Source organism: Paraglaciecola marina, from assembly GCF_004360155.1.
Classification (GTDB): Bacteria; Pseudomonadota; Gammaproteobacteria; order Enterobacterales; family Alteromonadaceae; genus Paraglaciecola; species Paraglaciecola marina.
In genome coordinates this window covers 268,035-291,130 of the sequence record NZ_SAIS01000004.1, presented here as the reverse complement: position 1 = coordinate 291,130, position 23,096 = coordinate 268,035, and the positions used below count along the sequence as shown (strand labels likewise).

The 23,096-nt window shown below is 39.7% G+C and carries 23 protein-coding genes; 15 read left to right on the top strand and 8 right to left on the bottom strand.

Features of this window, described 5'->3' with window-relative positions; genetic code table 11:
• Positions 1-53 precede the first annotated feature (53 nt).
• From EOK74_RS10630 to EOK74_RS10620, 3 genes are all read left to right on the top strand, one after another.
• Complete coding sequence (locus tag EOK74_RS10630) at positions 54-359, top strand: NIPSNAP family protein (protein WP_133469978.1); 306 nt, start codon at positions 54-56, stop codon at positions 357-359.
• Between the two features lie 109 nt (positions 360-468).
• Positions 469-1,107, top strand: coding sequence for a LysE family translocator (locus tag EOK74_RS10625; RefSeq protein WP_133469977.1), 639 nt, complete (start codon positions 469-471; stop codon positions 1,105-1,107).
• Between the two features lie 632 nt (positions 1,108-1,739).
• Positions 1,740-2,276, top strand: a complete 537-nt coding sequence (locus EOK74_RS10620; RefSeq protein ID WP_133469976.1) for a GNAT family N-acetyltransferase — start codon at positions 1,740-1,742, stop codon at positions 2,274-2,276.
• Between the two features lie 56 nt (positions 2,277-2,332).
• Here EOK74_RS10620 and EOK74_RS10615 read toward each other — a convergent pair whose 3' ends face one another.
• On the bottom strand, positions 2,333-3,631 hold the full coding sequence (locus EOK74_RS10615) for a ribonuclease J (RefSeq protein ID WP_133470038.1): 1,299 nt from the start codon (positions 3,629-3,631) through the stop codon (positions 2,333-2,335).
• A 132-nt stretch (positions 3,632-3,763) separates the two neighbouring features.
• On the bottom strand, positions 3,764-3,970 hold the full coding sequence (locus EOK74_RS10610; protein ID WP_133469975.1) for a YheV family putative zinc ribbon protein: 207 nt from the start codon (positions 3,968-3,970) through the stop codon (positions 3,764-3,766).
• Positions 3,971-4,114: 144 nt separating this feature from the next.
• Here EOK74_RS10610 and EOK74_RS10605 point away from each other — a divergent pair, with 144 nt between their 5' ends.
• The 4 genes from EOK74_RS10605 to EOK74_RS10590 all read left to right on the top strand — a co-directional run bounded on the left by EOK74_RS10605 (position 4,115) and on the right by EOK74_RS10590 (position 10,566).
• Complete coding sequence (locus tag EOK74_RS10605) at positions 4,115-6,025, top strand: ATP-binding cassette domain-containing protein (protein ID WP_133469974.1); 1,911 nt, start codon at positions 4,115-4,117, stop codon at positions 6,023-6,025.
• Positions 6,026-6,068: 43 nt separating this feature from the next.
• Positions 6,069-6,275, top strand: a complete 207-nt coding sequence (locus EOK74_RS10600; protein WP_133469973.1) for a DUF3565 domain-containing protein — start codon at positions 6,069-6,071, stop codon at positions 6,273-6,275.
• An 806-nt stretch (positions 6,276-7,081) separates the two neighbouring features.
• Complete coding sequence (locus EOK74_RS10595; RefSeq protein ID WP_133469972.1) at positions 7,082-8,734, top strand: ATP-binding protein; 1,653 nt, start codon at positions 7,082-7,084, stop codon at positions 8,732-8,734.
• Positions 8,731-10,566 (top strand): ATP-dependent nuclease, encoded by a 1,836-nt coding sequence (locus tag EOK74_RS10590; RefSeq protein ID WP_133469971.1) that lies wholly within the window; start codon positions 8,731-8,733, stop codon positions 10,564-10,566. Before EOK74_RS10595 ends, EOK74_RS10590 begins: the two co-directional genes overlap by 4 nt.
• A gap of 299 nt (positions 10,567-10,865) precedes the next feature.
• On the opposite strand, the gene EOK74_RS10585 is transcribed toward EOK74_RS10590, so the two are convergent.
• Positions 10,866-12,254, bottom strand: a complete 1,389-nt coding sequence (locus EOK74_RS10585; RefSeq protein ID WP_133469970.1) for a HipA domain-containing protein — start codon at positions 12,252-12,254, stop codon at positions 10,866-10,868.
• Positions 12,238-12,558, bottom strand: a complete 321-nt coding sequence (locus EOK74_RS10580; RefSeq protein WP_239024083.1) for a helix-turn-helix domain-containing protein — start codon at positions 12,556-12,558, stop codon at positions 12,238-12,240. The genes EOK74_RS10585 and EOK74_RS10580 overlap by 17 nt, the downstream gene beginning before the upstream one ends.
• Positions 12,559-13,440: 882 nt before the next feature.
• Here EOK74_RS10580 and EOK74_RS10570 point away from each other — a divergent pair.
• From EOK74_RS10570 to EOK74_RS10555, 4 genes are all read left to right on the top strand, one after another.
• Complete coding sequence (locus tag EOK74_RS10570; protein ID WP_133469968.1) at positions 13,441-13,899, top strand: carboxymuconolactone decarboxylase family protein; 459 nt, start codon at positions 13,441-13,443, stop codon at positions 13,897-13,899.
• Complete coding sequence (locus EOK74_RS10565; RefSeq protein ID WP_239024082.1) at positions 13,856-14,659, top strand: helix-turn-helix domain-containing protein; 804 nt, start codon at positions 13,856-13,858, stop codon at positions 14,657-14,659. Before EOK74_RS10570 ends, EOK74_RS10565 begins: the two co-directional genes overlap by 44 nt.
• 173 nt (positions 14,660-14,832) lie before the next feature.
• Positions 14,833-15,258: a GNAT family N-acetyltransferase gene (locus tag EOK74_RS10560; protein ID WP_133469966.1), complete on the top strand. Its 426-nt coding sequence runs from the start codon at positions 14,833-14,835 to the stop codon at positions 15,256-15,258.
• 37 nt (positions 15,259-15,295) lie between these two features.
• Complete coding sequence (locus EOK74_RS10555) at positions 15,296-15,763, top strand: DUF2314 domain-containing protein (protein WP_166638753.1); 468 nt, start codon at positions 15,296-15,298, stop codon at positions 15,761-15,763.
• Between the two features lie 356 nt (positions 15,764-16,119).
• Here the strand turns inward: EOK74_RS10555 and EOK74_RS10550 are convergent, their stop codons facing one another.
• Positions 16,120-17,115: a hypothetical protein gene (locus EOK74_RS10550; protein WP_133469964.1), complete on the bottom strand. Its 996-nt coding sequence runs from the start codon at positions 17,113-17,115 to the stop codon at positions 16,120-16,122.
• Positions 17,116-17,301: 186 nt separating this feature from the next.
• Positions 17,302-17,985, bottom strand: coding sequence for a helix-turn-helix transcriptional regulator (locus tag EOK74_RS10545; protein ID WP_133469963.1), 684 nt, complete (start codon positions 17,983-17,985; stop codon positions 17,302-17,304).
• 125 nt (positions 17,986-18,110) lie between these two features.
• Here EOK74_RS10545 and EOK74_RS10540 point away from each other — a divergent pair, with 125 nt between their 5' ends.
• Both EOK74_RS10540 and EOK74_RS10535 read left to right on the top strand, forming a co-directional pair.
• Positions 18,111-18,497, top strand: coding sequence for a VOC family protein (locus tag EOK74_RS10540; RefSeq protein ID WP_133469962.1), 387 nt, complete (start codon positions 18,111-18,113; stop codon positions 18,495-18,497).
• Positions 18,498-18,575: 78 nt separating this feature from the next.
• Positions 18,576-18,992 (top strand): GFA family protein, encoded by a 417-nt coding sequence (locus EOK74_RS10535; RefSeq protein ID WP_133469961.1) that lies wholly within the window; start codon positions 18,576-18,578, stop codon positions 18,990-18,992.
• A gap of 315 nt (positions 18,993-19,307) precedes the next feature.
• On the opposite strand, the gene EOK74_RS10530 is transcribed toward EOK74_RS10535, so the two are convergent.
• Positions 19,308-20,927, bottom strand: coding sequence for a di-heme oxidoredictase family protein (locus EOK74_RS10530; RefSeq protein WP_133469960.1), 1,620 nt, complete (start codon positions 20,925-20,927; stop codon positions 19,308-19,310).
• Between the two features lie 311 nt (positions 20,928-21,238).
• On the opposite strand from EOK74_RS10530, the gene EOK74_RS10525 reads away from it, so the two are divergent.
• Both EOK74_RS10525 and EOK74_RS10520 read left to right on the top strand, forming a co-directional pair.
• Positions 21,239-22,276, top strand: coding sequence for a hydrolase (locus EOK74_RS10525; RefSeq protein WP_133469959.1), 1,038 nt, complete (start codon positions 21,239-21,241; stop codon positions 22,274-22,276).
• The gene (locus EOK74_RS10520; RefSeq protein WP_133469958.1) at positions 22,273-22,518 is read left to right on the top strand and encodes a YheU family protein; all 246 of its coding nucleotides are present in this window, start codon (positions 22,273-22,275) and stop codon (positions 22,516-22,518) included. The genes EOK74_RS10525 and EOK74_RS10520 overlap by 4 nt, the downstream gene beginning before the upstream one ends.
• On the opposite strand, the gene EOK74_RS10515 is transcribed toward EOK74_RS10520, so the two are convergent.
• Positions 22,515-23,096 (bottom strand): YceI family protein, encoded by a 582-nt coding sequence (locus EOK74_RS10515; RefSeq protein WP_133469957.1) that lies wholly within the window; start codon positions 23,094-23,096, stop codon positions 22,515-22,517. The genes EOK74_RS10520 and EOK74_RS10515 overlap by 4 nt on opposite strands.

The window sequence follows — 23,096 nt, the reverse complement described above, 5'->3', positions numbered from 1 at the left end:
CCAAATTTTGGCCCGTAAATAGAGTTTTTGTTGAAGTAGAGAGGAATGCGAAAGTGGTAACCTGTTATCTCAGATATGTAATTGACCCAGAAAAATTAACTGAATTCGAAAAATACGCGAAAATGTGGATCCCATTAGTGAATAAGTTTGGTGGCATCCACAATGGGTATTTCTTACCATCAGAAGGGGCGAACAACATAGCTTTAGCTCTATTTACCTTCCCTAGTTTAGCTGCTTACGAGCAATATCGTGCCGATTCATTTGCAGATGCAGATTGCATGACGGCATTTCAATATGCAAAAGACACTAGGTGCATTATTAGCTATGAACGCAGCTTTTTCAGGCCTGTTTTTGAGTAGTGCTGTAAAACAAATAGCCTGTCAGGCTTTTAACTTTACTAAAAGCTATATTAGATAAGTCAAAATAACGGATTTATTTCGTTTCAGTCTAAAATATTAAGGAGTCAAAATGGATATAAATAACCTCATCACTTTTATTGCTGTGGCATCATTATTGGTGATATCTCCGGGGCCTAATGGATTTTTAATCGCTAAAACCGTGCCTTTATTGGGGCAAAAAGCAGGGTTTGCCAACATAGCTGGGTTTGTGGGCGCGTTTTATCTTCATGGAACACTATCTATATTCGGTATATCTATATTACTCGTGCAATCGGGAACGGCCTTTTTAATCTTTAAAATGCTCGGTGCGGCTTATCTAGTATGGATTGGTATTAAAGCGATAAGAAGTGCATTTAGTCAAACATACACACCTCCAATTGAAGCTCCTCAAGATATGCAAAAAAATGGCTCAATTCGTAGCGCGTTTTTCGAAGGTTTGATAACAAACACCCTAAACCCCAAAGTGTCTATGTTTTACCTAGCTGCCTTTCCTCAGTTTATCTCTCATGGTGACAGTGCCTTAAATGCGTACGTGCTTGTATCGGCCCACGCAATTGTTAATCTTATATGGTTTTCGATTATGGTAATGGCCCTGGCTCGTGTTAAAAATGTGGCTAACAGTACAAGCTTTAAAACTTGGTTAAATTCAATTACTGGTGTGGTATTCATAGGCTTTGGTGCAAAATTAGCCTTGATGAAAAGTAACTAACAAAACAGTTCTTAGCCCCCTGACTCGTGAAGTGTACTGATATAAAGTGCCTCAGAAGTTATATGTTGAATATAGGTGAAAATAAAAGTCGCAGGCGCTTGGTTTTTACTAAGCGCAAGGTTGAATGCTGAGCCTTTTACCGTAATGGTTGAGGCTAATGTTTATGTTTTAGCTCCTAGTGATTAATTAGTTTTTATTTTTTTAAAATCAAGACAGGACAATTGCCACAATTGAGACGCTTACGGTTCTTAATATTTATTTGTGTATTCGTTGGCTGTGATAACACTAATGTCGTAAATGACCGCGCACTTTATTGGAAGAACGAGCTAGAAACACTTGTTCCAATTGGCACACCCAAAGAGCATGCACTTAGGTTAATCTAAGAGGTTGATCCCACCGCGTCCGAAAATCTATTCTCAGGTCATATATATTCAAATTTAGAAATTTTAGAAAGTGATTCTCTATCATGTAAAAATTGGGCTATTACTGGTACCACTACAATCACTAATAATATTGTGTATGAGCACTCCATTGCGAGTGTTGGACGCTGTTTGTAGTTGAGAATTAACTCTTAATTTCAACCCTATTTGTTGTAGCATGATTTCTATGTTGTCTTGCTGGTTACTACACTTATGAATATCACCCCGTCAGAGCGTTTACATTATAAATTGATGACCAAGGCCGATGCTGAGCTTTTATTTCAGCTTGACCAAAACCCAGAGGTAATGCGTTTTATTAATGGCGGTAAGCCGTCTTCGATGCAAACTATCAATGAGGTGTTTATCCCGCGAATGGAAAGCTACACCAATATTCACAAAGGCTGGGGGTTATGGCAAGTCAATATCAGTGCTACCAATGAGTTTATCGGGTGGATATTAGTGCGGCCCATGCTGTTTTTTTCTGATACCCCAGAGTTTGATAATTTAGAACTAGGCTGGCGGTTTTTGCAATCATCTTGGGGTAAGGGTTACGCCACAGAAGCGGCACTGCACATTAAAAAGTCCTTAGCTAAAAACAAGGATATTAAGCACTTTTCTGCCATTGCCGATGAAGACAATTTAGGCTCAGTTGGGGTGATGAAAAAGATAGGCATGACTTACGTGAAACGTTACTTACACCAAGACCCGTTATTTGAGTGCGAAGTTGTTTACTATCAGGTGGAAAATTAAGCTTAATTGGGAGCCTGTTTAATACCGTCAATCACGATGAGCAAAAGCTAATGTCGTTAATTTTGCTGTAACGGGACTCTGCCTGCTTTTACCGCTTGTTTCACTAATTTTACTTCTGGTGCCAGTTTAAATAGGTCACCATTCAGGCCTGTTAGGCTTTGAGGAACATGGCTTTGACTTGCCATTTCAGCATTGGCTTTTAAGTGCTGTGCTTCGCCATGGGTTGGCACAGCAATGTCGGGGCGCACCCAGTTATACATTTGCTTGAGCTCTTCTTGGCAAGGATGCCCAGATGCATGAATAGGAAGTGGTGAATCTTCAGAAGTCAAAGTGTGTATTTTGCGGACTTTAAAAGCTTTTAGTAGGTTTTCTATTGGTTTTTCGTTACCTGGAATAACGATAGAGCTAAACACAACCCAATCCCCTTCATCTAAGGAGACATCTCTGTAGGTGTCTTTTGCTAATTGATTTAATGCGGCTCTTGGCTCACCTTGGCTACCGGTTGCCACTGCAAGTACTTCTTCGGGCAGTAAGTACCCAGTATTGAACGCGTCTAGTACGGGTAAATCGTCTGGCCAGTGCCCCGTTGCTTTTGCAGCGCCGACAGTATTTTGTAATGAGCGGCCAAGTAGTGAAAAGTATCGCCCTGTTTCTTTGGCGATTCTGGCTAAAATAATCAACCTTGCAATATTGCTACTAAAACACCCTACCACCACACGGCCTGTTGCCCCTTCTACCGCTTGCTTTAACCCTTGATAACAGGCTTGTTCAGAAACAGAGTATCCTGCCCGTGTCGCATTAGTGGAGTCGCAGACCATGGCTAAAATATTCTGTTTTGACAACAGCTTAAATGGTTGCGCATTAAAAGGGTTGTCAGTGACAGGTGCTAGGTCTATTTTCCAGTCGGCGGTATGAAACACATTGCCCGCTTCTGTTCTGATTACAAATGCATGAGCTTCCGGTAAAGAATGGGTTATTGGCAACCATTCCACATTAAATGGACCAATATCTATACGCTGGCCGCTATCAATTTCGATTATAGGTATGTTGTCACCAAGCCCGCCCCTGGCCAACTTACGTCTGAGAATTTCTGCAGTGTATTTAGTGGTATACACAGGGCATTTAAAGCGTCGCCATAAATAAGGTAACGCCCCTAAATGATCTTCGTGGGCATGGGTAATGACTATTCCGGCAAGGTCTTCTTTACGCTGACTAATAAACTTAGGGTCTGCGGCGACCACATCGTGCTTATGTTGACCCGGCAAGTGAGCCTGCGCCTCTGGGCACAGCGGGCTATTAAAAGTAATACCACAATCTAACATTAACCATTGCCCAGCATGACCATACAGGTTCATGTTCATACCTATTTCGCCTGTGCCTCCTAAAGGTAGAAACCACAGGTCTTTATCACTGGGAATGAGAGATTGAATACTTAACTCCGAAAATTAAAATTAAAATTGAATAGCTAAAAGGTAGGCCTTTGCTACTTACTCTGGCTTAAAAACACCAATAACGCTTTCGCTAGTGCGGGTGGCTTTAGTGACATTTTTATCAGTTTGAGACTCTGAATAATCACACTCTACGCACTGCAATTTTTCTACGTTGTTTTCAAAGTACAACATAATTGTGTCTAACGCCCGGCACTTTGGACAAGTTGCACCGGCGACAAAGCGTTTTTTTGTTTTGTTAACCATTTATTTTAACCATATTAGGGATTTTTTCGTGTTGCCATCTTGCTATGATACCTGCAATTAAAATGTAGTGTTATCCCTTGTTTTCACAAAGCTTTGATATATACGAGCAAAATAAACATAGGGGTCAGTCTTAAACAGGTTTTCATGATTCAATTTTCTGATGTTTCTTTAATGCGAGGTAGCAAAATGCTACTTCAAGATGCCAATGCTGTGGTGTACCCAGGCCATAAAGCAGGCCTTATTGGCGCAAATGGCTGTGGTAAATCTACCTTATTTGCCTTAATCAAAGGTGAATTACACACCGAACAAGGTGATTTTAATATTCCTAAAGATTGGCAAATAGTGTCTGTCGCCCAAGAAACTCCTGCCGTTGAACGCTCGGCCCTTGATTACGTAATAGACGGGGATAAACAGTACAGACGTTTACAAGCCCAACTAGCAGAGGCAGAGCAAACCCAAGACGGAGAAAAAATTGCCACCTTACATGGACTACTAGAACAAGCTGGCGGCTACGATATTGACTCACGGGCCGCAACCATATTGGCAGGCTTAGGCTTTGCTAACAACGCCATGAAAAACCCAGTATCAGCGTTTTCGGGTGGTTGGCGTATGCGCTTAAACTTAGCGCAAGCTCTGTTATGCCACTCTGACTTATTATTACTCGATGAGCCTACCAACCATTTAGACTTAGACGCCGTTATTTGGTTAGAAAAATGGCTACAAAGATACACTGGCACATTAATGCTGATATCCCACGATAAGTCTTTTCTAGACAGCACAGTAAACGAGATTATCAGCGTTGAACAACAGCAACTCGTTAGTTACACAGGTAACTATGATGCTTACGAAAAACAAAAGGCTGAGCGATTACGCTTACAAAGTTTGCAATATCAAAAGCAGCAAGACCAAATTGCTCACCTAGAGTCTTTTATTAATCGCTTTGGTGCCAAAGCCAGTAAGGCCAAGCAGGCTCAAAGCCGCGTAAAACAATTAGCCAAAATGGAAGCCCTTGCCCCTGTGATGGCGGCATCTGAATTTAGCTTTGCCTTTTTTACCCCTCCTAAGTTACCTAACCCTTTGGTGAAAATAGAACAGGTAAAAGTAGGATACGACAGCACCATCATTTTAGAAAAACTCCACTTAAACCTAGTGCCCGGCAGCCGCATTGGGCTGCTTGGTAAAAACGGCGCCGGTAAATCCACCTTAATCAAATTACTCGCCGGCGAAAAGTCCCCCATGGAAGGCATTTACGAAACCTCGGCAGGTTTACGTATTGGGTATTTTGCCCAGCACCAGTTAGAATTTTTACGGGGTGACGACACTGCCCTTGCCCATATGCAAAGGCTAGATAACAAAGCTACGGAGCAAAGTTTACGTGACTACCTAGGTGGCTTTGGCTTTAGGGGCGACAACGCCCTTAGTAAAGTCGCGCCTATGTCGGGCGGAGAAAAAGCACGGCTAGTATTAGCCATAACCGTGTACCAAAAACCTAACCTGTTACTACTCGATGAGCCCACCAACCATCTAGATTTAGAAATGCGCCACGCTTTAAACATGGCATTGCAAGGCTTTGAAGGCGCCATGGTACTGGTATCTCACGACAGGTTTTTATTAACCTCTGTGTGCGATGACTTTTATCTAGTAGACAGCGGCCAAGTGCAACCCTTTAATGGCGACTTAGACGACTACAAAGACTGGATCTTAAAAGGTGATAAAACCAAAGACAGTAACGATGAAAAGCCCGCCGCAAAAATCGACCGTAAAAATGTTAAACGCCTAGAAGCAGAATTTAGACAAGCCACTAAACCCATACGTAAAGCCATAGAAAAACATGAAAAAACCATGGCTGACGCCCAGAAAAAGCTCGCCACACTCGAAGAGCAACTAAGCGACACCGAACTGTATAACGCAGACAACAAAGAGCAACTTAAACAAGTCCTAGCTGATCAGGCCAAGCAAAAATCAACCCTAGAAGACGCAGAAATGGAATGGCTTGACCTACAAGAACAGCTTGAACAAAAGCAACAAGACTTCGATCAAAGTATGGCCGAATAACTCCGCTAGCTATTAGTAAATCAAAAGGTAAACAGACCAAACCATGGAACAAGCCATTGCGGGTTATCACAAAGATGAAGAAGATGATTGGGTGGCCGAATTAGCCTGCGGCCACTTTCAACATGTAAGACATAACCCACCTTGGACCAGCCGCCCATGGGTAACCACCCCTGAAGGCCGCCACGCCATGCTTGGCCATAAACTTAACTGCAAAAAGTGCGACGAAGGCCAGCCACCAGATAAACTCTAACCACAAATAAGGGAGTGTACCCCTTAACCCAAAGTTCTTTCCCCCAAAAAGAAGACTATAAAGACCTTGTAGATCGGGCTGTAAGCCACCAGCTAATTTTCTTGGATGCTCATATAAGTACCCTTTTGTAGGTCGGGCTTGAGCCCGTCAGCTTATCTAGCAGTAACCATTAACTGCTAATTCAACTTATCCGGTTGAACGCCCTAGGCTCTTAAACCGTTAATTATCTTGGAAGCTCATATAAGTACCCTTCTGTAGGTCGGGCTTCAGCCCGTCAGTTTATTTTGCAGTGACCATTAACTGTTAACTCAACTCCTCCGGTTGAACGCCCTAGGCTCTTAAACCGTTAATTATTTTGAAAGCTCATATAAGTACCCTTCTGTAGGTCGGGCTTCAGCCCGTCAGTTTATTTTGCAGTAACCATTAACTGCTAATTCAACTTATCCGGTTGAACGCCCTAGGCTCTTAAACCGTTAATTATTTTGAAAGCTCATATAAGTACCCTTATGTAGGTCGGGCTTGAGCCCGTCAGTTTATTTTGCAGTGACCATTAACTGCTAATTCAACTGCTCCGGTTGAACGCCCTTGGTTGTTAAACAGTTAATTTTCTTAACAAATTATAATTAGCGAACAAGCCGAAGAATAACACTTGGTAAAGGCTGGATAAATTTGATACAAAGGATACAAGGATAAAATGAGGCAAACAGCCAGTAGAAAAACAGGTAAATTGCATCATATTAAATCGTCTTGCATAACCTCAGCTGCAAACTGTGGCGAAATACTCTAACTAATAAGGAAGTTATAAATTGACAACATCATTAAGAGAAGATGCTTTAAAATTTGGTAAAATTAAAGAAGTTGACGGTGCCGCAATTATACTACATGCAGATGTTCTAGAGCGCGAGTTTCAAGGTATAAAGCACTGCGCTGAGGTTGGTGCTTATGTTAACTGTGGCGGAGCACACGGTAATACAATTTGTACCATAAACAAAGTTCAGATCACTGAAATTGAGAAAACAAAAAGATCAGTTGATGGGCTTGAAATTGTTAGGGAAGAGAGGAAAGTTGTAACTCTTTCGATATTAGGTTGTGCTATAGATGGGAGATTTAATAGAGGCACTAAACGGCTTCCTACGATAAATTGCAACACATACTTTCTTAGCAGTGACCAAGTAAACCAATTAATAGGAATAGATTTAAAAGAAGATAAAGAGCACTTTTGTGTTACCGACCCAAGTGATGACGACCAAACTTATTTAAACTTAGATAAGTTAATGGGGCGACATACTGCCATATTAGGTACAACAGGTAGCGGTAAAAGTTGCACTGTTGCATCGATAGTTCAATCGATTTTATCGAGTTATGAGTGCCCTAGAATATTATTTTTTGATATTCATAATGAATACCCTTCAGCATTTGGCTATAACGATAAAGCACCAAACGAGGACTTTAAAAATAAAACAAATGCAATTCCTTGGAATGAGTTTACGCTTCCATACTGGTTTTTAGATTTAGAAGAGTTCTTTGGTGTTTATAATCTTGAACCTGGATCTAATCAGAAAGCCATAATAAAAAGGCTTATTACGAAACAAAAAGAAAAAGAGGCTAAAAAGAAAAATATTGATGGCGTAGTAGTTTCTGCAGACTCACCAATATTTTTCAATATTGATACTCTTTTAGATGAAATAGTAATTGAAAGGGACTCTCAAAGTAATGCCACTGCCAAGAAGCCATATGAGAGTATTATCCTAAAGCTCCAAGCTATTCGATATGATACTCGCTACTCATTTCTTCATAGACAAATTGAGAATGAAACCTCAATAGTCGAATACTTTGAATTTATATTAGGCTTAGCTGAATCTGAAGCATACTTAAACATATTAGATTTAAGTGGTTTGCCAGCAGAAGTAAGAGCTGTATGCGTTGGTGTTATTTCAAGATTATGTTTCGACTTTAAATATTGGGATTTAGACCCTGAAAATATTCCTCTTAACTTAGTATTAGAAGAAGCTCATACCTATATTCCAGAAGAAAACGATTCAAAGTTCAATATAGCAAAAGAGCGGGTTGAGAGAATTGCGAAAGAAGGGAGGAAGTATGGTATTGGTTTGACCGTTGTTACTCAACGCCCATCCAATGTTTCAACGACTGTCTTATCTCAATGCGGAACATATATATCCCTTCGGCTTACTAATGATCTGGACCAAAACAAGATTAAAAGGTTGTTGCCAGATACATTAGCTGGTCAAGTTGACTTCTTGCCTAGTCTTAGAGACGGTGAGGCATTTGTTTCTGGAGACTCAATTAACTTACCAAGAAAAGTTCAATTTAGGGAGCCAAACCCAATGCCTAGAAGTAATGACGTTAGATATCATAAATCTTGGAAACTAGGGAAGCCTGAGAACTATTCATTAACAGCCTTAGTTGACTCTTGGCATAATCAGGACAAATCTAAATGAAGATTGACTCTATAAAACTTTGTGGTTGGCGCTCATATGATTTAAATGGCGTCTATATAAGCGGATTAAAGTCAATCAACCTAATTATTGGGCCAAATAACTCAGGGAAATCTAATTTAGCAAAATATTTTAATTACTTAAAAAGCATAGCTAGTGGTGAGTTGTCTTCTGGAAAACTTATTACAGTTGCGGCTGAGCTTGATGAGAGTCAAACATGGGCTTGGAGAAAGGACAAAATAAACTGCGAGATTACACTTTCTAGCGATAATGACTTTACGATGGATGATAAAGTTTCTTATAGAGTGGATGAAAATCAAGTTACTTTAAATTGCTCTCATGATGTTAGCTCTAACACATCTGTTTTAAACATGAAGGTTAATGATAAACCGATCTACGATGAACGTAATTTAATCTGTTCTGACTTGGATAACTGTAAATGGGTAGATCCGACTGATGATGTTGCAGGATTTAGTGATAATGAATTCTATTGGAGTCTTTTCTTAAGCTCTTTAGTATTTGTTGACCCCATTCGCCATCACTCTCGTAATTCAACTAATAAACAAAGCTACTATTTTGATGGCGCAAAAATAATTGAAGAGCTGGATAAGTTAAGACTTGATAGGGCAACACCATCAAACTGGGCTGGTTATAAAAAACAAATTAAGCAGTGGCTAACCGAAATTTTATCTGAAGAAGTAACCAATATTGAAATAGTGGATAAGGATTTAAGCCTTGATTTTAAGTCAGGATTATCCTTTTCTTTAGATCAGCTAGGTACTGGCGTAGCACAGATAGTGATGTTGCTTTCACACCTTTGGATTAACAAAGATATGAATTTAAATGTATTTCTGGAGGAGCCTGAAGCTAACTTACACCCTGAAGCTGTCGTCAAGCTTGTGAGCATATTCGAGAAAGAATTAGTTAACCATAGGTTCTTTATAACTACACATTCGCCATCCCTTATTGACTGTCTAAATGAAAACTGGGCTGTTTACAGAACTTTAAAATTACCAAATGGCGCAAGCTCAATTACTCCGAATGATAATGTAATCAAGTATTATGAAACATTAGATTCACTGGGCGTAAAAGCTTCTCAAATACTTCAATCTAATACCGTTTTATGGGTTGAGGGTCCAAGTGATAGGATTTACTTGAAAAAATGGATTGATATATATTCAGACGAAGAACTGAAAGAAGGAATAGACTATTCCTTCTTATACTTTGGTGGTACTAACTTAGCTTCTTTCACTGCACTAGATGATATTGATGACAATCTAATTAACATTTTGAGTACCAGTAGAAAAGCATACCTAATAGCCGATTCTGATTGTTCTTCACAAGTAAACCGAGATGATGGAGATTTTAAAGCCTATCTGGCTTCAATGTTAACTAGGCTTAAAGCAGCTAATACTGAGAATATAGGTTTAGATTCAACTGTAGAAGACTATGTCAAAGTCTGGATTACGGAAGGTCGCGAAATTGAGAATTATATTTGCAAAGATCTATTTTTTGATATTTTAACAAGTTCAGGATTCAAGCGTGAGTCAATTGGTAAGGGAAGTGAAAGGAAGGAGCTGGAGTTAAAATCAACCCAATCCTCTAATTTTAGTTTTGAAAAATTTGATTCGTTCGATAAAGCTATTTCAGATTGTTATCAATTTGGTGATGCTACTCAGCTAGATGCATCTTCATTGAATAATATTGCTTTAAGTTATGCAAACAAGAAGGTACCTATTGCCAAAGCGCTAGTGGATAAACTTGATAAAACACATTGTTCGATGTTTGACTTAGAGAATAAAATTAAACATTTAGTTGAGTTTATTCGGAAATAGTTTAGTTGGAATCGGCCATTTAATCGAATAATCGAGACTGTCTAGCCTACTGTACAATTAACACTGCCGCTTTAACCACTTCCCTACAGCTTTAAATTGCTTGAATAACGAAAACTAGTTATAAAACACCTTGCATAGGTCGCCTACTAATCTAGTTACATCTTTTAAGGAACGTTATGGTTCAGGAAATCACTGTAAGCTCAAACCATAAAGACTTAGACATAGAGTTAGTTCACTCTTTTCTAGCCAAATCTTATTGGGCTAAGAATATTCCTTTTCATACCTTGCAGAAATCCACACTAAATTAAGTCGCTCATTTCCGTTATTTGATCCACTTCTGCACTTAGCTCTTCAACTGATTCACCAATGATTTGAATACAGGTATCAAGATGCTGTATTTCAGAATCAGTTAACTGCTGTTTATGTACATCAGCTTTGGCTAAATCAACAGATGCTTGCACTTGCTTGATCATTTGCCTCATCAACAATTGCAGACGAGGGAGTGATATTCCAAATTCATGGGCAAAATCAGCCAACATGTAAGCAGTAAACGGGTAATTAAAATTACCGGCACTGCCAGTACCATATTCACCTATCGACATCGCGAAATGGTTTGCCATTGGCGCATTAGAGTTTTCATCAGCTTGCCTTGCCCGGATCTCTCGAATGATGGCCTCAATATTTACCAAATCGTAAAATGGCGTAAGACTTAAACCCTGTTTACCTACAAAGAAACTGATGTTCTTACCGTGAGCATCATAGTTACGCACTAAAATATTAAAAGTCATCCAGCGTATAAGTTGCGTTTGATACGCTTGGGCATTGGTTGTTTCTATATTAAATAGCTTCGAAAAAGACACACCATCACGAATATAAATACCGTCGCCTTCATCACCGTGTTGACGCTCGTATTTGTAGGAAGGGGGTAGGTTGGTTGCTTGGCAGCCATCGATCACGTGACGACGCATAACACGCTGTTGCTCAGCTATTAACTTACGGTCAAAACGGTCAATGACAAACGCGCTGACTTCTCCATATTTTCTTACAGCGACCTCTGGTACATCAATACCCGAATGTTTTGCCAATAACATGGTAAATAACTCATTCACGGCAATAAAAGGCGCTTTTCCCGTTTCAAACTTAAAGATCTTATTGGAGCAAAGCTGACCTTCACCAAAGCCTAATTTGCCATCTATTTCTAATAAGTTAAGTTTATCTTGTACACCCGCGACTGATAGCCTTGTTCGACCATCCCAATAGGTAATTGATTCTCCGGCATTCTTAAAACGAGCTAACTTTTCGATTAGTTCTTCATTAGTGACTTCTCGAAATGAAGTTTCGATTTCTTCATGGCTTTGACGGGTAAATGATAACGCGCCAGATGTATCAGCGCCGATGATCTTGATAAGCCCAAAGGTGTTATTTTTGGAGATAGTGGTATGACTAGTAATCTCTTCTAACCCTTTACCTTCAGGTAACAAGTTTTGTAGAAAGTTCCGAACCGCCCTGTGATCAAACTCACCATTCAAAGGCAGGTGGGGCGAGATAGCAAAACCCTCTTTAATCCAATCAGGCTCGTAAGTTAAGGTTAATTCGGTTTCGGAGCCTACAGGAATGGTTATTGCCGCAACTCTACGACCATGACCGATATAAACGTTCAGGATATTTAGATCAGTACCAGTCATCACTTACCCCTGCTTCTTCTTTGGAAGTAGCATCATCACAAAGAAGGCAGAATGAAAGACCAAGGTATTCCATTACCTTGAGAAGGTTCGCTAACTTTACATTGGTATCGCCTTTTTCTATTTTCACCAGTGTAGGCTTTGAAATAGACAATGCTTCAGATACATCTACGAGAGACATCTTCATACCCGTTCGCTTTGCAGTGATCGCCTCAGCGAGCTGACTAGGAGTGAAGCGTTCTGATAAGTTAGGCATCACTGTTGCTTTAACCGCTTTACCTGTTCTGTTTGTCTTGGCAAGATTACTCATATAAGTTAACTATTATTTACTTTTAAACATAAAATAATGCCGAAACATCTATAAGTCAAATATAATTAACTTATAGTTTCTGAGAGCATTTTTCTCATTAAAAGTCACTTATAATTTACTTTTAATGCTCTACATAAAAGTCTAGGGAAGCTAGTTCACTTTTAATAGCTCGCCTGACTTCAGCACTCTAATGATCTGTATAGCCTAACGAGTATTCTTGTATCCAATCATGCGCCTCTCCAATAGAAAGAACATGCATTGAATGCATGTCATCACGCAAAATCTCATAGGCTACATCTAACCAGGAAGGGGCATCATTTAACCGAAAATGTTCTACATTATTTCCATATGGGTCAAATGATGCTTCGATAACTTGACCGCTACAGCTCGAGCTCTAAGAAAATGTAAAGGCGTTGCTAGTAACGATGAAATACAAAAACTGATAAGTAACAATGAATTAGAGAGGCATTTTATTGAGTCTATTCAAGCCCATACTTCTTTCTGCTCAGGCCTCATAGAAGTTAAGACCACTTGGGAGCTAAACGAATGGGAGTTGGCTATTTGCAAAGTAAAAATGATGTGCAATCAAAATATAATGGAAGCTTACATTGAATATTAAAATGACTCAGCAACATTATACGCAATAAGAAAAAAGTCAGAGATTATTGCTGATGCTATTACAAATAAGGATAGAGAGTTACAAGAGTTATTTGAAAACCACAATTAACAAGTCATATATCGCTAATAACAAGACAGCCGCTTTTAAAAAAAGTAAAAACAGCGTCCCAGTGTCATTTTGAACTGGATAGGTGTCGAAAATATTCAATACCTGTTTTGAGTCATAACTTATCTTAGCTCTAACAACTATTATGGAGATAAGATATGACTTTACGTGCAAACTACTTCGAACTAGCATCCAAAGCAATGCAGATTCTGATAAATCAAGAAAGCTATTTGCGTGAACAATTTAGCATTTCAGAAACACTGACGGTCCAAACCTGGGAATTGGTTAAGTTAAGATTGTCACAAATAAACCAGTGCGCCTTTTGTATTGATATGCATAGTAAAGAAGCGTTGAGTCAGGGTGAAAATCAAGAGCGTATTATTGGTTTAAGCGCATGGCGTGACATGCCTTTTTACTCTGACACAGAGATTGCTGCACTGAATTGGGCTGAGCATTTGAACTCTGGTAAAGCAGTGGATGATAATAGCTATCAGAAAATAGTAGAGGCTTTGGGTGAACAAGCCGTAGTGGACTTGACTATTGCGATTAATGCAATCAACAGCTGGAACCGGATTGCTAAAACATTTAGGCCTGAGGTGGGAAGTTATAAACCGTAATAAATCAATTAAAACGGCGTTGAATTTAAAGCTGTCTCAGCCCTCGGGACAGCTGTCTGCTTTTATTCAGGGAATATGGTCAGCGTCTGTAGATCAATCAAATTCGGTTGTGAAACCACTGTATTCTGATGCTGGAAGCGGCATTATTTTTAATCTTTCTGGTGATGTCATGATTGGCAATAAAACTCTACCAGAAGGTGTGATCATGCTCCCAATACAGAAGAAAGCTGAAAACATTGTGCTGTTACCTAGTGCGCAACTCGCAGGTATTCGCATCCATCCGGCAATTGGTTATGGCGTTTTAGGACATCACTACGACAAGCCAACGTTACTATTACCCGAACGAGATAAGCTATATAACCTCTACCAAATTTATTATGAACTCAGAATGCAAAAAAACAGCGAAAGGCAAATTGAAGCCTTGTACTTATGGGCAGAAAAAAGCTTAAATTTTACCAATGTAATTCCAGATTCTCTGGAAAAAGCACTAGAATTTATCGAACAAAACGAAGTCCTTGGGCACCTAAATGAAAGCATTGAATTGAGTCAGAGACAAATAGAGCGCCTTTTTAAACTCTGGCTAGGGATGGCACCAAAACATTACCAACGCATTTTGAGGGTAAAGAAAACAATCAGCTTTTTACGGCTGCATAAAAACGTTAGTCTGGCAGATACTGCTCAACAATTCGGATTTAGTGATCAAGCTCATATGACAAGGGAGTTCCGCACTATTGCCTGTATTACTCCAGGAAAAGTATAAAGTGGGCTGACACCGACTAACGCTATGCCTCATTAATAACAAAGCCTCAATTTTAAAAAAGTAAAAAGCCGGGGTGAGTATTTTGCGAATTTTTAGAATGGGCGTCATGATTAGCTGATACAACACCATGTATAGGTCGCCTACTAATCTAGTCACATCTTTTAAGGAACGCTATGGTTCAGGAAATCACTGTAAGCTCAAACCACAAAGACCTAGACATAGAGTTAATTCACTCTTTTCTAGCCAAATCATATTGGGCTAAGAATATTCCTTTTCATACCTTGCAGAAATCCATCGAAAATTCGTTAGTATTTGGAGCTTACGATCAAAGCAAAAACCAAGTAGGCTTTGCTAGAGCAATTACAGATAAGGCAACATTTGCTTATCTCGGTGATGTGTTTGTCATTGAAAAATATCGTGGTAAAGGAATTAGTAAATTACTTATGGAAGCCGTTTCGTGCCACCCTGACCTACAAGATCTACGTAGGTTCATGTTGGCAACAAGCGATGCTCACGGTTTGTACTCAAAGTTTGGATTTGTTCCAGTGGAAAACCCTGAGAAACTCATGCAAATATTGAAGCCCGGTATTTATGAATAGCGCACTAATAATGCTAACAGGACAACCATTTAACCCTATGAAATATTTACTATTTATATTCCTTACTCTGTCAAGCGCTGCAGTATTAAGTGAAGATGATGACTTTTTTCTTAAAGAACGCAATGATCCAACGGTAGAGAATGCATTCGCAGCCGCGAAAGCAAATATAGATGTGTTTTTAGATGCTCTGAAGGCAAGGGGTTCTGACGGTTCTAAGTATAACTATTACGGCGCGTACCTTAAGTTCACTGAGGGTGATACCGTAGAGTTTTTGTGGTTGGCCGACGTGCAAGAGTATAAGGATTTTTATATTGGCGTCATTATTAGTGAACCCCAGCTATTAACCGATACCAAATATGGTAAAACTATTGGGTTCCATTCATCAGATATATACGATTGGCAGTTAAACGAAAAAGAATCAGGCAGGGTTTTAGGGACATTTTTGGCTTGTGCCACTTCCAGTGAAGACTACCTTAATGAAAACGGGTTTATCTGTAGCAAGTGATATTCATAACAAAGTTATCAACCCTTTCCAGCAAGCTAACCGGACCCCAACACCTTGCTTCATAGAAGCGCATAAAGGTGTCGAAGTCCTTTTAAAACCAAGCCAATAACACGGCACCCACTTTTAAAAAAGTAAAAAACAGCGTCTTAGATTCTAATTGGAAGTGCACCACCTAGTTCATTATAGACTCCCATATTACATCTCCGTAATTAATAGGTTAGCAAAGGTGGTGCACTTCTGCCTTGAAGCTGGGGCGAGTGTTTTGCCATTTTTTAGAGTGGGTGTCATGATTAACTTTCTACTTATTATTGTGTGTAGATCCAAAGCTGGCGGATAGTCGGCCTATGGTAGAGGTATTAAGGTGCTTTTCCCTTCCCAAAAGCAGGTGACTCACACTGTATGACCTGATAGCTATAGCCTACTTCTAATTCATCGTTGGGTTCGATTAATAATATTTCGTAGTTATTAATTTCGACAACGCGTGAATTTGCAGGATGGGCGCACCGCGATTTACTATCTGCTTCGTAGTTAAACAAAAAACTGGCCAGCAACTCTTGTTGAGCTGACTTATAGTTGGCGAATTTAGACAAAATACCGTTTAACGCTGCTTTTGCTTCTGATGATATATTTTCTTCAGTTAACGGTTCGGTTTGGCCCAACTCTCTGACGTCGGGCGTTGCTACTTGCATATCTACGTTTGTGTTAGGAAGGAAATCCAGCACTCCAGACTCTACTGAAACAACGGCTACTTTTACTAATAGTGCAATTAACCACGCATATCTGACTACTGCTGTGGTAAAAGGATATTTGTAATTGGCATCATGCCATAGCGCTCGGGAGCCAAAAGGTTTCAAAATCAATAAGATAATTAGATATATTGGCATGAATACTTGAACTAAGAGCAGGCCTAATAATGAAGTGATAATGAACCAGCCTGGGACCATTAAGATCATTGCATAGTTGTGTGTGTAAGGAAGGGCTTGTGCTGATATGCCTGTAAGTGAATTTACCATTGAACCGGCACTTGCTAGTGCAAAGTTTGCTACCACAGCGTATATAAACAATATTAGGGCTTTACCGGGAAGTAGATGCCACAAAGCCGCAAACTTCGGGAAAACTTCCTGAACTAAACCAAGAATAACCAGAGAAAATACGATAAAAAAGCTAAGGTTACTGGGAACACTTAGTATTAGACCAGCTAACCAAATAAGGATTGCTAAAAAATAACACTTTTGAGCAAAGCGCAATTCACTCAGTCTTTGTCTAATACTGTTCCAAGGGCCATAAAACTTGGTCTTAACACCTTGTGTAATAGGTGCAATGGGCAGAGTAATCCGTTGATACCACTTCATATTATCATTTTTCTTATTGAGTTATTTATTGCTGAAAGACCGGAGTTTAAAAATGATACCGTTGATCACCCTAAGGCTATTTTTTATCATAGTTCGATTCATAAACGCAAATTGCGCTCTTTGGACGAAATGGCAACTCGTTTTTACTATGGATACAGTGTTAACTGGACAGTCACTTTAATCGCTTCAATCGTGAGTAATTTGTGCTTGATAGGCAGTTAAATTTTTATCTCTATCATTTGGATAACGGATAGTTTGCGGAGTAAAGTCGGATATTCTGTCTAGCCTAAAATTGCGAAATGATTGCCGAAGTTCACACCAGCCCGCAAGTAACCATACCGGGCTAAATGAGATCAGTGCCAGCGGCCAAATAATTCGCTGGGTTGTATGGTTTTTTAAGTCCTGATAGGTGAATTGAACCTTTTTGTTACTCCGAATGCACTCTCTTACTTGAGTAAAGCTTACTTGCCATTGGGTTTTGTAATGGCTAGGGGCTGAGAATGTGCTGATTTGATGCAAATCGTGAATCAGCGGTGCGGGTAAGGTAGCTTGAATTTTTTTGTAAGCACTTTGGGCTTTAGCTGCAAACTGATCGTCGGTGCCGTTGCCGACCATACCAATCCCTAAAGCTATGGCTTCTAACTCGTCGGCATCAAACATGATCGGTGGTAAATGATAGGTCTTATCTATGACATAGCCGACACCCGCCTCCCCATTAATTGGTACACCAGAATCGACTAAGTTTTGAATATCTCGGTATATAGTGCGTAGCGAAACTTCAAAGGTGCCGGCCAAAGACTGCGCAGTCACTGCTTGGTGCATTCTTCGTAAATGATGGACAATTTCGTTTAGTCGCTCAGCTCGTTGCATGGCAAAACCCCCTTAAGGTGGTGATTGGCGTAGTGAGTAGTGTATTGAAACACTACTGACAAAGACTGTCAGTAGTTAAGCAGTAAGATGCTGGAGTTCTAACAATCAACCCACTGGAGAATATTATGATTGGTTACGTTACCCTAGGGACAACAAGTTTAGAGAAATCGGGGGCATTTTACGATGCATTACTTAGCACAATAGGTGCAACAAGGTTTATGGAAGAGCCGGGGTATTTTATCGCGTGGGCGACTGCTGAAAACGAGCCCTCACTTGGCGTGTCTATTCCTTTTAACAACGGACCAGCAACGGTCGGTAATGGCACTATGGTTGCTATTGCTTTGGAGACTTCTGCTCAAGTTACTGAGTTTTATAATAAAGCCTTAGCGCTAGGTGCTGCCTGTGAAGGTAAACCTGGGTTTAGGCCAGATGGCGCCTCTACAGGGTTTTATGGTGCCTACTTTAGAGACTTAGATGGCAATAAACTCAATGGTTTTTGTGTAGTGAAATAAATATACGAATACACATTATACACCGGATGAAAAGCGGTATCCGGTGTATATAAACAACTAAACAGGGGAATAAATTTAATGCTAAGTTCTAATGCAAGCTGTCTTTGTGGTGCTGTAACTATGTTAGCTCGTTCTATCAATCCTAAATTCACAGTGTGTCACTGTGAATCTTGCAGAGGATGGGGTGGTGCCCCATTTTTTGCTGTTCAATGTGGAACAAATATTGAAATAGAAGGGGCTAGCAAAATTAAAATGTACAATTCATCATCTTGGGCATCTCGCGGGTTTTGTACTGAGTGTGGTACCCATTTATTTTTTAAGTTTAATGAAAGTGGCGATTACAACATGCCTATTGGAATATTCAAAAATATTGAAGGCCTAGAGATGGACATGCAATATTTTAGCGACCAAAGGCCAGACTATTATTGCTTCTCAAATCAAACCAAAGAAATGACAAAAGCGGAGATCATGGCTCATTTTGCAGCGGCCATATAGCCGCATCCAGTATACCTGACATGACTTGATATGCTTTTCTATGTTCAGTAGCAGGACGGTCACTTTAATAACTTCAATGAAAAATTACAGGATGACCTAGTTTCTAAGAGGGAGTGCACCACCTTGTTCATTGCCGGTTTCAAGTATGTGCTAATCAAAAATAAGTCCATTTATTGCTCGATAATCAAGCCTGAAAGTGATTGCTCCGGAGATTTTTGAGATCTGCGAGAATTTAGTGGCTAATTTTTAGGTAACCATAGGGAGCAGGTATAGAGAATGCCTGCTCCCTTCATTATGTCGAATCAATTGAGGGGGTTATTCTCCTTCTAGATACAAAACTAAGCTGTTTAAAAATGCCAATAAGTCTTCTTGATTATCTTGGCTAGCGTTTGCAAATAGGTTTTTGCTATCTTGTGCATCGCCACCGTGATACATAATAGCCTCAGTTAATGTTGTGGCTCTGCCGTCATGGAGGTAAGGTGCGGTACTTGCCACTCCCCATAAATTCTCTGTTAAAAATACCGATGCACCTACATTTCCTTCATCAAAGTCTTCTGCTAAGGGTGCGCCCATATCATGACGTTTCATATCGCCATACAAACGAACAATAGCTGAGCCATTTTCATCTTTTTCGAACTCTCCTAAAGTTTGACCCGAAGATAACTCTAAAGGATTCACAAAAATATCTTCGGTAATATCAAATTCAATCGCGACATTGGGTAAAGGTATTTCTTCGCCAGCTGGGAATATTTCATCTCGATAATCAGTATGTAAAGAGGGTTCATAAAACCTAGGTGTATTTACAGTTAATGCAGGTGTATGGCAAGACGCACACTGCATGTCAGAAAATACCTCTGAGCCTCTTTCAATACTCTGAATCTCAGTTAGTGAGAGGGGTAAGCCATAGGTTTCACGTTCCTCAAGTGTTAATTGAGTGATGACTTGGTTGAGTTCTAATGTAGTCACTGGTCTTTGCTGGCCTGCAGAGTATATGGATAGCGCGGTAATATCCCCCACAGTAAATTCGTTTGTTATACCATCAAAATCTAGGTCTTTATCTGCAACTAGTTCTGTTGCTTGCATACCTAGTTCTTGGTGAGCAGCTCCTCTTACAAAGTCACGGGTAAAAGCGGTAAGACCTTTCCATTCAAAGGGCTTAACAACAAGATCTTTGTCAATACCAGCCAAGTCGCGGTAATTAATTCGTTTACATAAAACATGTAGGCTACCAAAATTAATGTCTTTGGCAGTCATAGATATTGATAACCTTGTTTTGGTTTTACAGCTATCAATAATGGCTTGATCTCGTAGTAACTGTAATTCTGTGGTCATTTCTTCTGCTAGTAATTGTAGTCCCCCTAAGCCAAATATATGTGGAGCTTGCCTTTCGATAAATCCACTTTGAATACGCTCAGGGTCGATACGTATTGTATTATCATTAACACCACCTGCACCATCAGAGATAGGCTGGTTATGACATGATAGGCATGAATTTCCATTGGGGCCTGTTGCTCTTGTAGGTAAAACGTTGGCCCAAGCCATATCACCAGTAAGATCTAAACGTGGAATAGATGAAAAGCGTTTGCCGTTACCTACATTTATGCCTACACCGTCGAGAGCATTAAACTCGATTTCAAACAGTTCATCCCCTTCTTCAAACGCTTCTGTGAATGCGTCAAGTTGCCCAAGAGATTCTAAGTCGGCCTGTTCAACATGTTGACCTAAATGTTCTTCAACAGCTCCTTGATTAAGAATATTTAAAAGAGTAGATACATCATTGTAATCGAATGGTGTTTCGTTAATTTGTGTAGTTGGAGTATTTTTATCTCTTTTATGTTTATCTTTATGTTTAAAGCCGATATCGGCATATGCGAAAGCTGATGCGAAGGTCATGGTAGCTATAGCGAGTGGGGTGATTAATTTTTTGTAATGCATGTGTTTCTCGAATACTTATTATGATGGGTGAGCAACACATCTATAGGAAGTTTAATGCCAAAATTTCAAAACTCTGAATTAAAATTTAAAATGCTTTTTATTTACTATTAACCCTTTGTATTTACGGAATATTATTGTAATACGCTGCTTTAAGAAAACTACAAATAGGTGTAATAAACAAACAGGTAGCAATGAGAGAGTGATGACCTTTTGTATCGAAACGAAGACAGCTGTAGCCATGTTTTGCGGTATTCGACTTTTATGTAGTTTGCGGTAAGATAAAGCAACCTTAGTTAAACATTTTGTAGTAAATGTCCGTACAAGCTCCCCCTGCCGATAAAGTCCGTTACGGTGAAATTGTTGAAAGTGATTTTGTTCCGCCTTGGTGGGCCAGAAATCGTCATGTGCAAACTATTTTTCCTCGATTTTTTCAAAAACGCGCCAAAGTAGATCTTCGTAAGGAGAAGTTGGCCTTGCCCGATGGCGATTTTGTTAATTTAGTTTGGCTTGGCGATGTAAAAAGGTCTTTAGGTTTAGTTGCTATGTTTCATGGGCTAGAGGGGTCGATACGTTCCCATTACAGTAACGATATGGCTGCCAACTTGGTAAAGCAAGGTTACGCTGTAGTGTTAATGCACTTTCGCGGCTGTGGCGGCGAAATCAACACTAAACCTAGGTCTTATCACTCTGGTGAAACCGAAGACGCATGGTACTTTTTAAATTGGTTAGAGAGAAAATTTCCAGAAACCAAAAAGACGGCTATAGGATTTTCCCTAGGAGCTAACATGTTGCTAAAGTTGTTAAGTGAACACCCTAAACAGCAGATCATCAGAGCAGCAATGGCAGTTTCTGCTCCTTTTAAATTGGATGTGTGCTCTTTGAGCATTAACCAAGGCTTTTCTAGGGTATATCAAGCTTATCTATTGAAAAGTATGGTTAAAAACCTTCTGCTTAAAATGGGAGCTATTGATTTTGGAAACCTAATAAAGGTAAATGAATCACAAATTAAGGCTTTTAAAAGCTTTAGAGATTTTGACCAACATGTGACCGCTCCATTACATGGCTTTAAAGATGCAGATGATTATTATAAGAAATCTAGTGCCGGCTTGTTTTTAGGTAAAATAGCGACCCCCACCTTAGTATTGCATGCCAAAGATGATCCTTTTATGCATGAAAGTATTCTTCCTGATGTTACGAATTTATCTCCTAGTGTGTGCTTAGAGGTAAGCAATAAAGGTGGTCATGTTGGCTTTATGCAAGGCGCTCCTTGGCGTCCTAGAATTTGGATGCATCAACGAGCTAACCGCTTCTTTGCATCTTTCATGAAGCTTAAGGAGTTAAACCAATGATTATCCCAATTGCTGATGTAGAGTTAGAAACGCTGTTAAATATTATTGAAAGCTTTGTGCTTCGTGAGGGTACTGAATATGGAGAAGCGGATGTATCGCTTGATGATAAAGTGCAACAAGTTCATGAGCAGTTAAAAATTGGCGAGGTGTTGTTGGTGTATTCTGAGTTACATGAAACTGTGAATATTATCCCCAAGCAACAGCTTGGGGAATTTGAGGCTGCAGAGGTTAATGAATCTTAGTTTGACTTAAAAACTAGGTTAAAAGTAACCGGAACCGTTAACCCTATTCCGCTTAATCCTGCTAACTTCTGTAATACTTCGATACCTGGTGCTAAATCATAGTCTTTCGCTGAAATAAGAATAGGTTTAGTGCTAGTGGCTACTATGCCATTGTCTGCCTTACGGGTAACTTGCACACTAACTTGAATTTCATTGCTGTGGCCAAATAAGCTTAATGTTGCCGGTAAGCTGACTAACCTGGTTTCACCTTTAGGTAGCGCTAAAACTGCTTTTGGTAATTGCGCGATTAACTTAGCTGTTGGGAATTTGTCTACCATAAATAGCTTTTCACGCATCCGTGTATCGCGGATTTCAATACCAGAGTCAATGCTCGCCAAATCGATATCAATGGCTAATTTTCCATCACTTCCAAACTCTCCATCAAGCTTAGTGAATTTTTGAACTTCGCTAATGTGTTGGTTTTTAGTGGATACAAAGTTTACGCTTGATTCATCTTCTACTAGTTTCCAATTTGCATTGGCGCTGCCACAAATAAGACTTAGGCTAATAAACGCAGAACTCAAAATTTTAGATTTCAT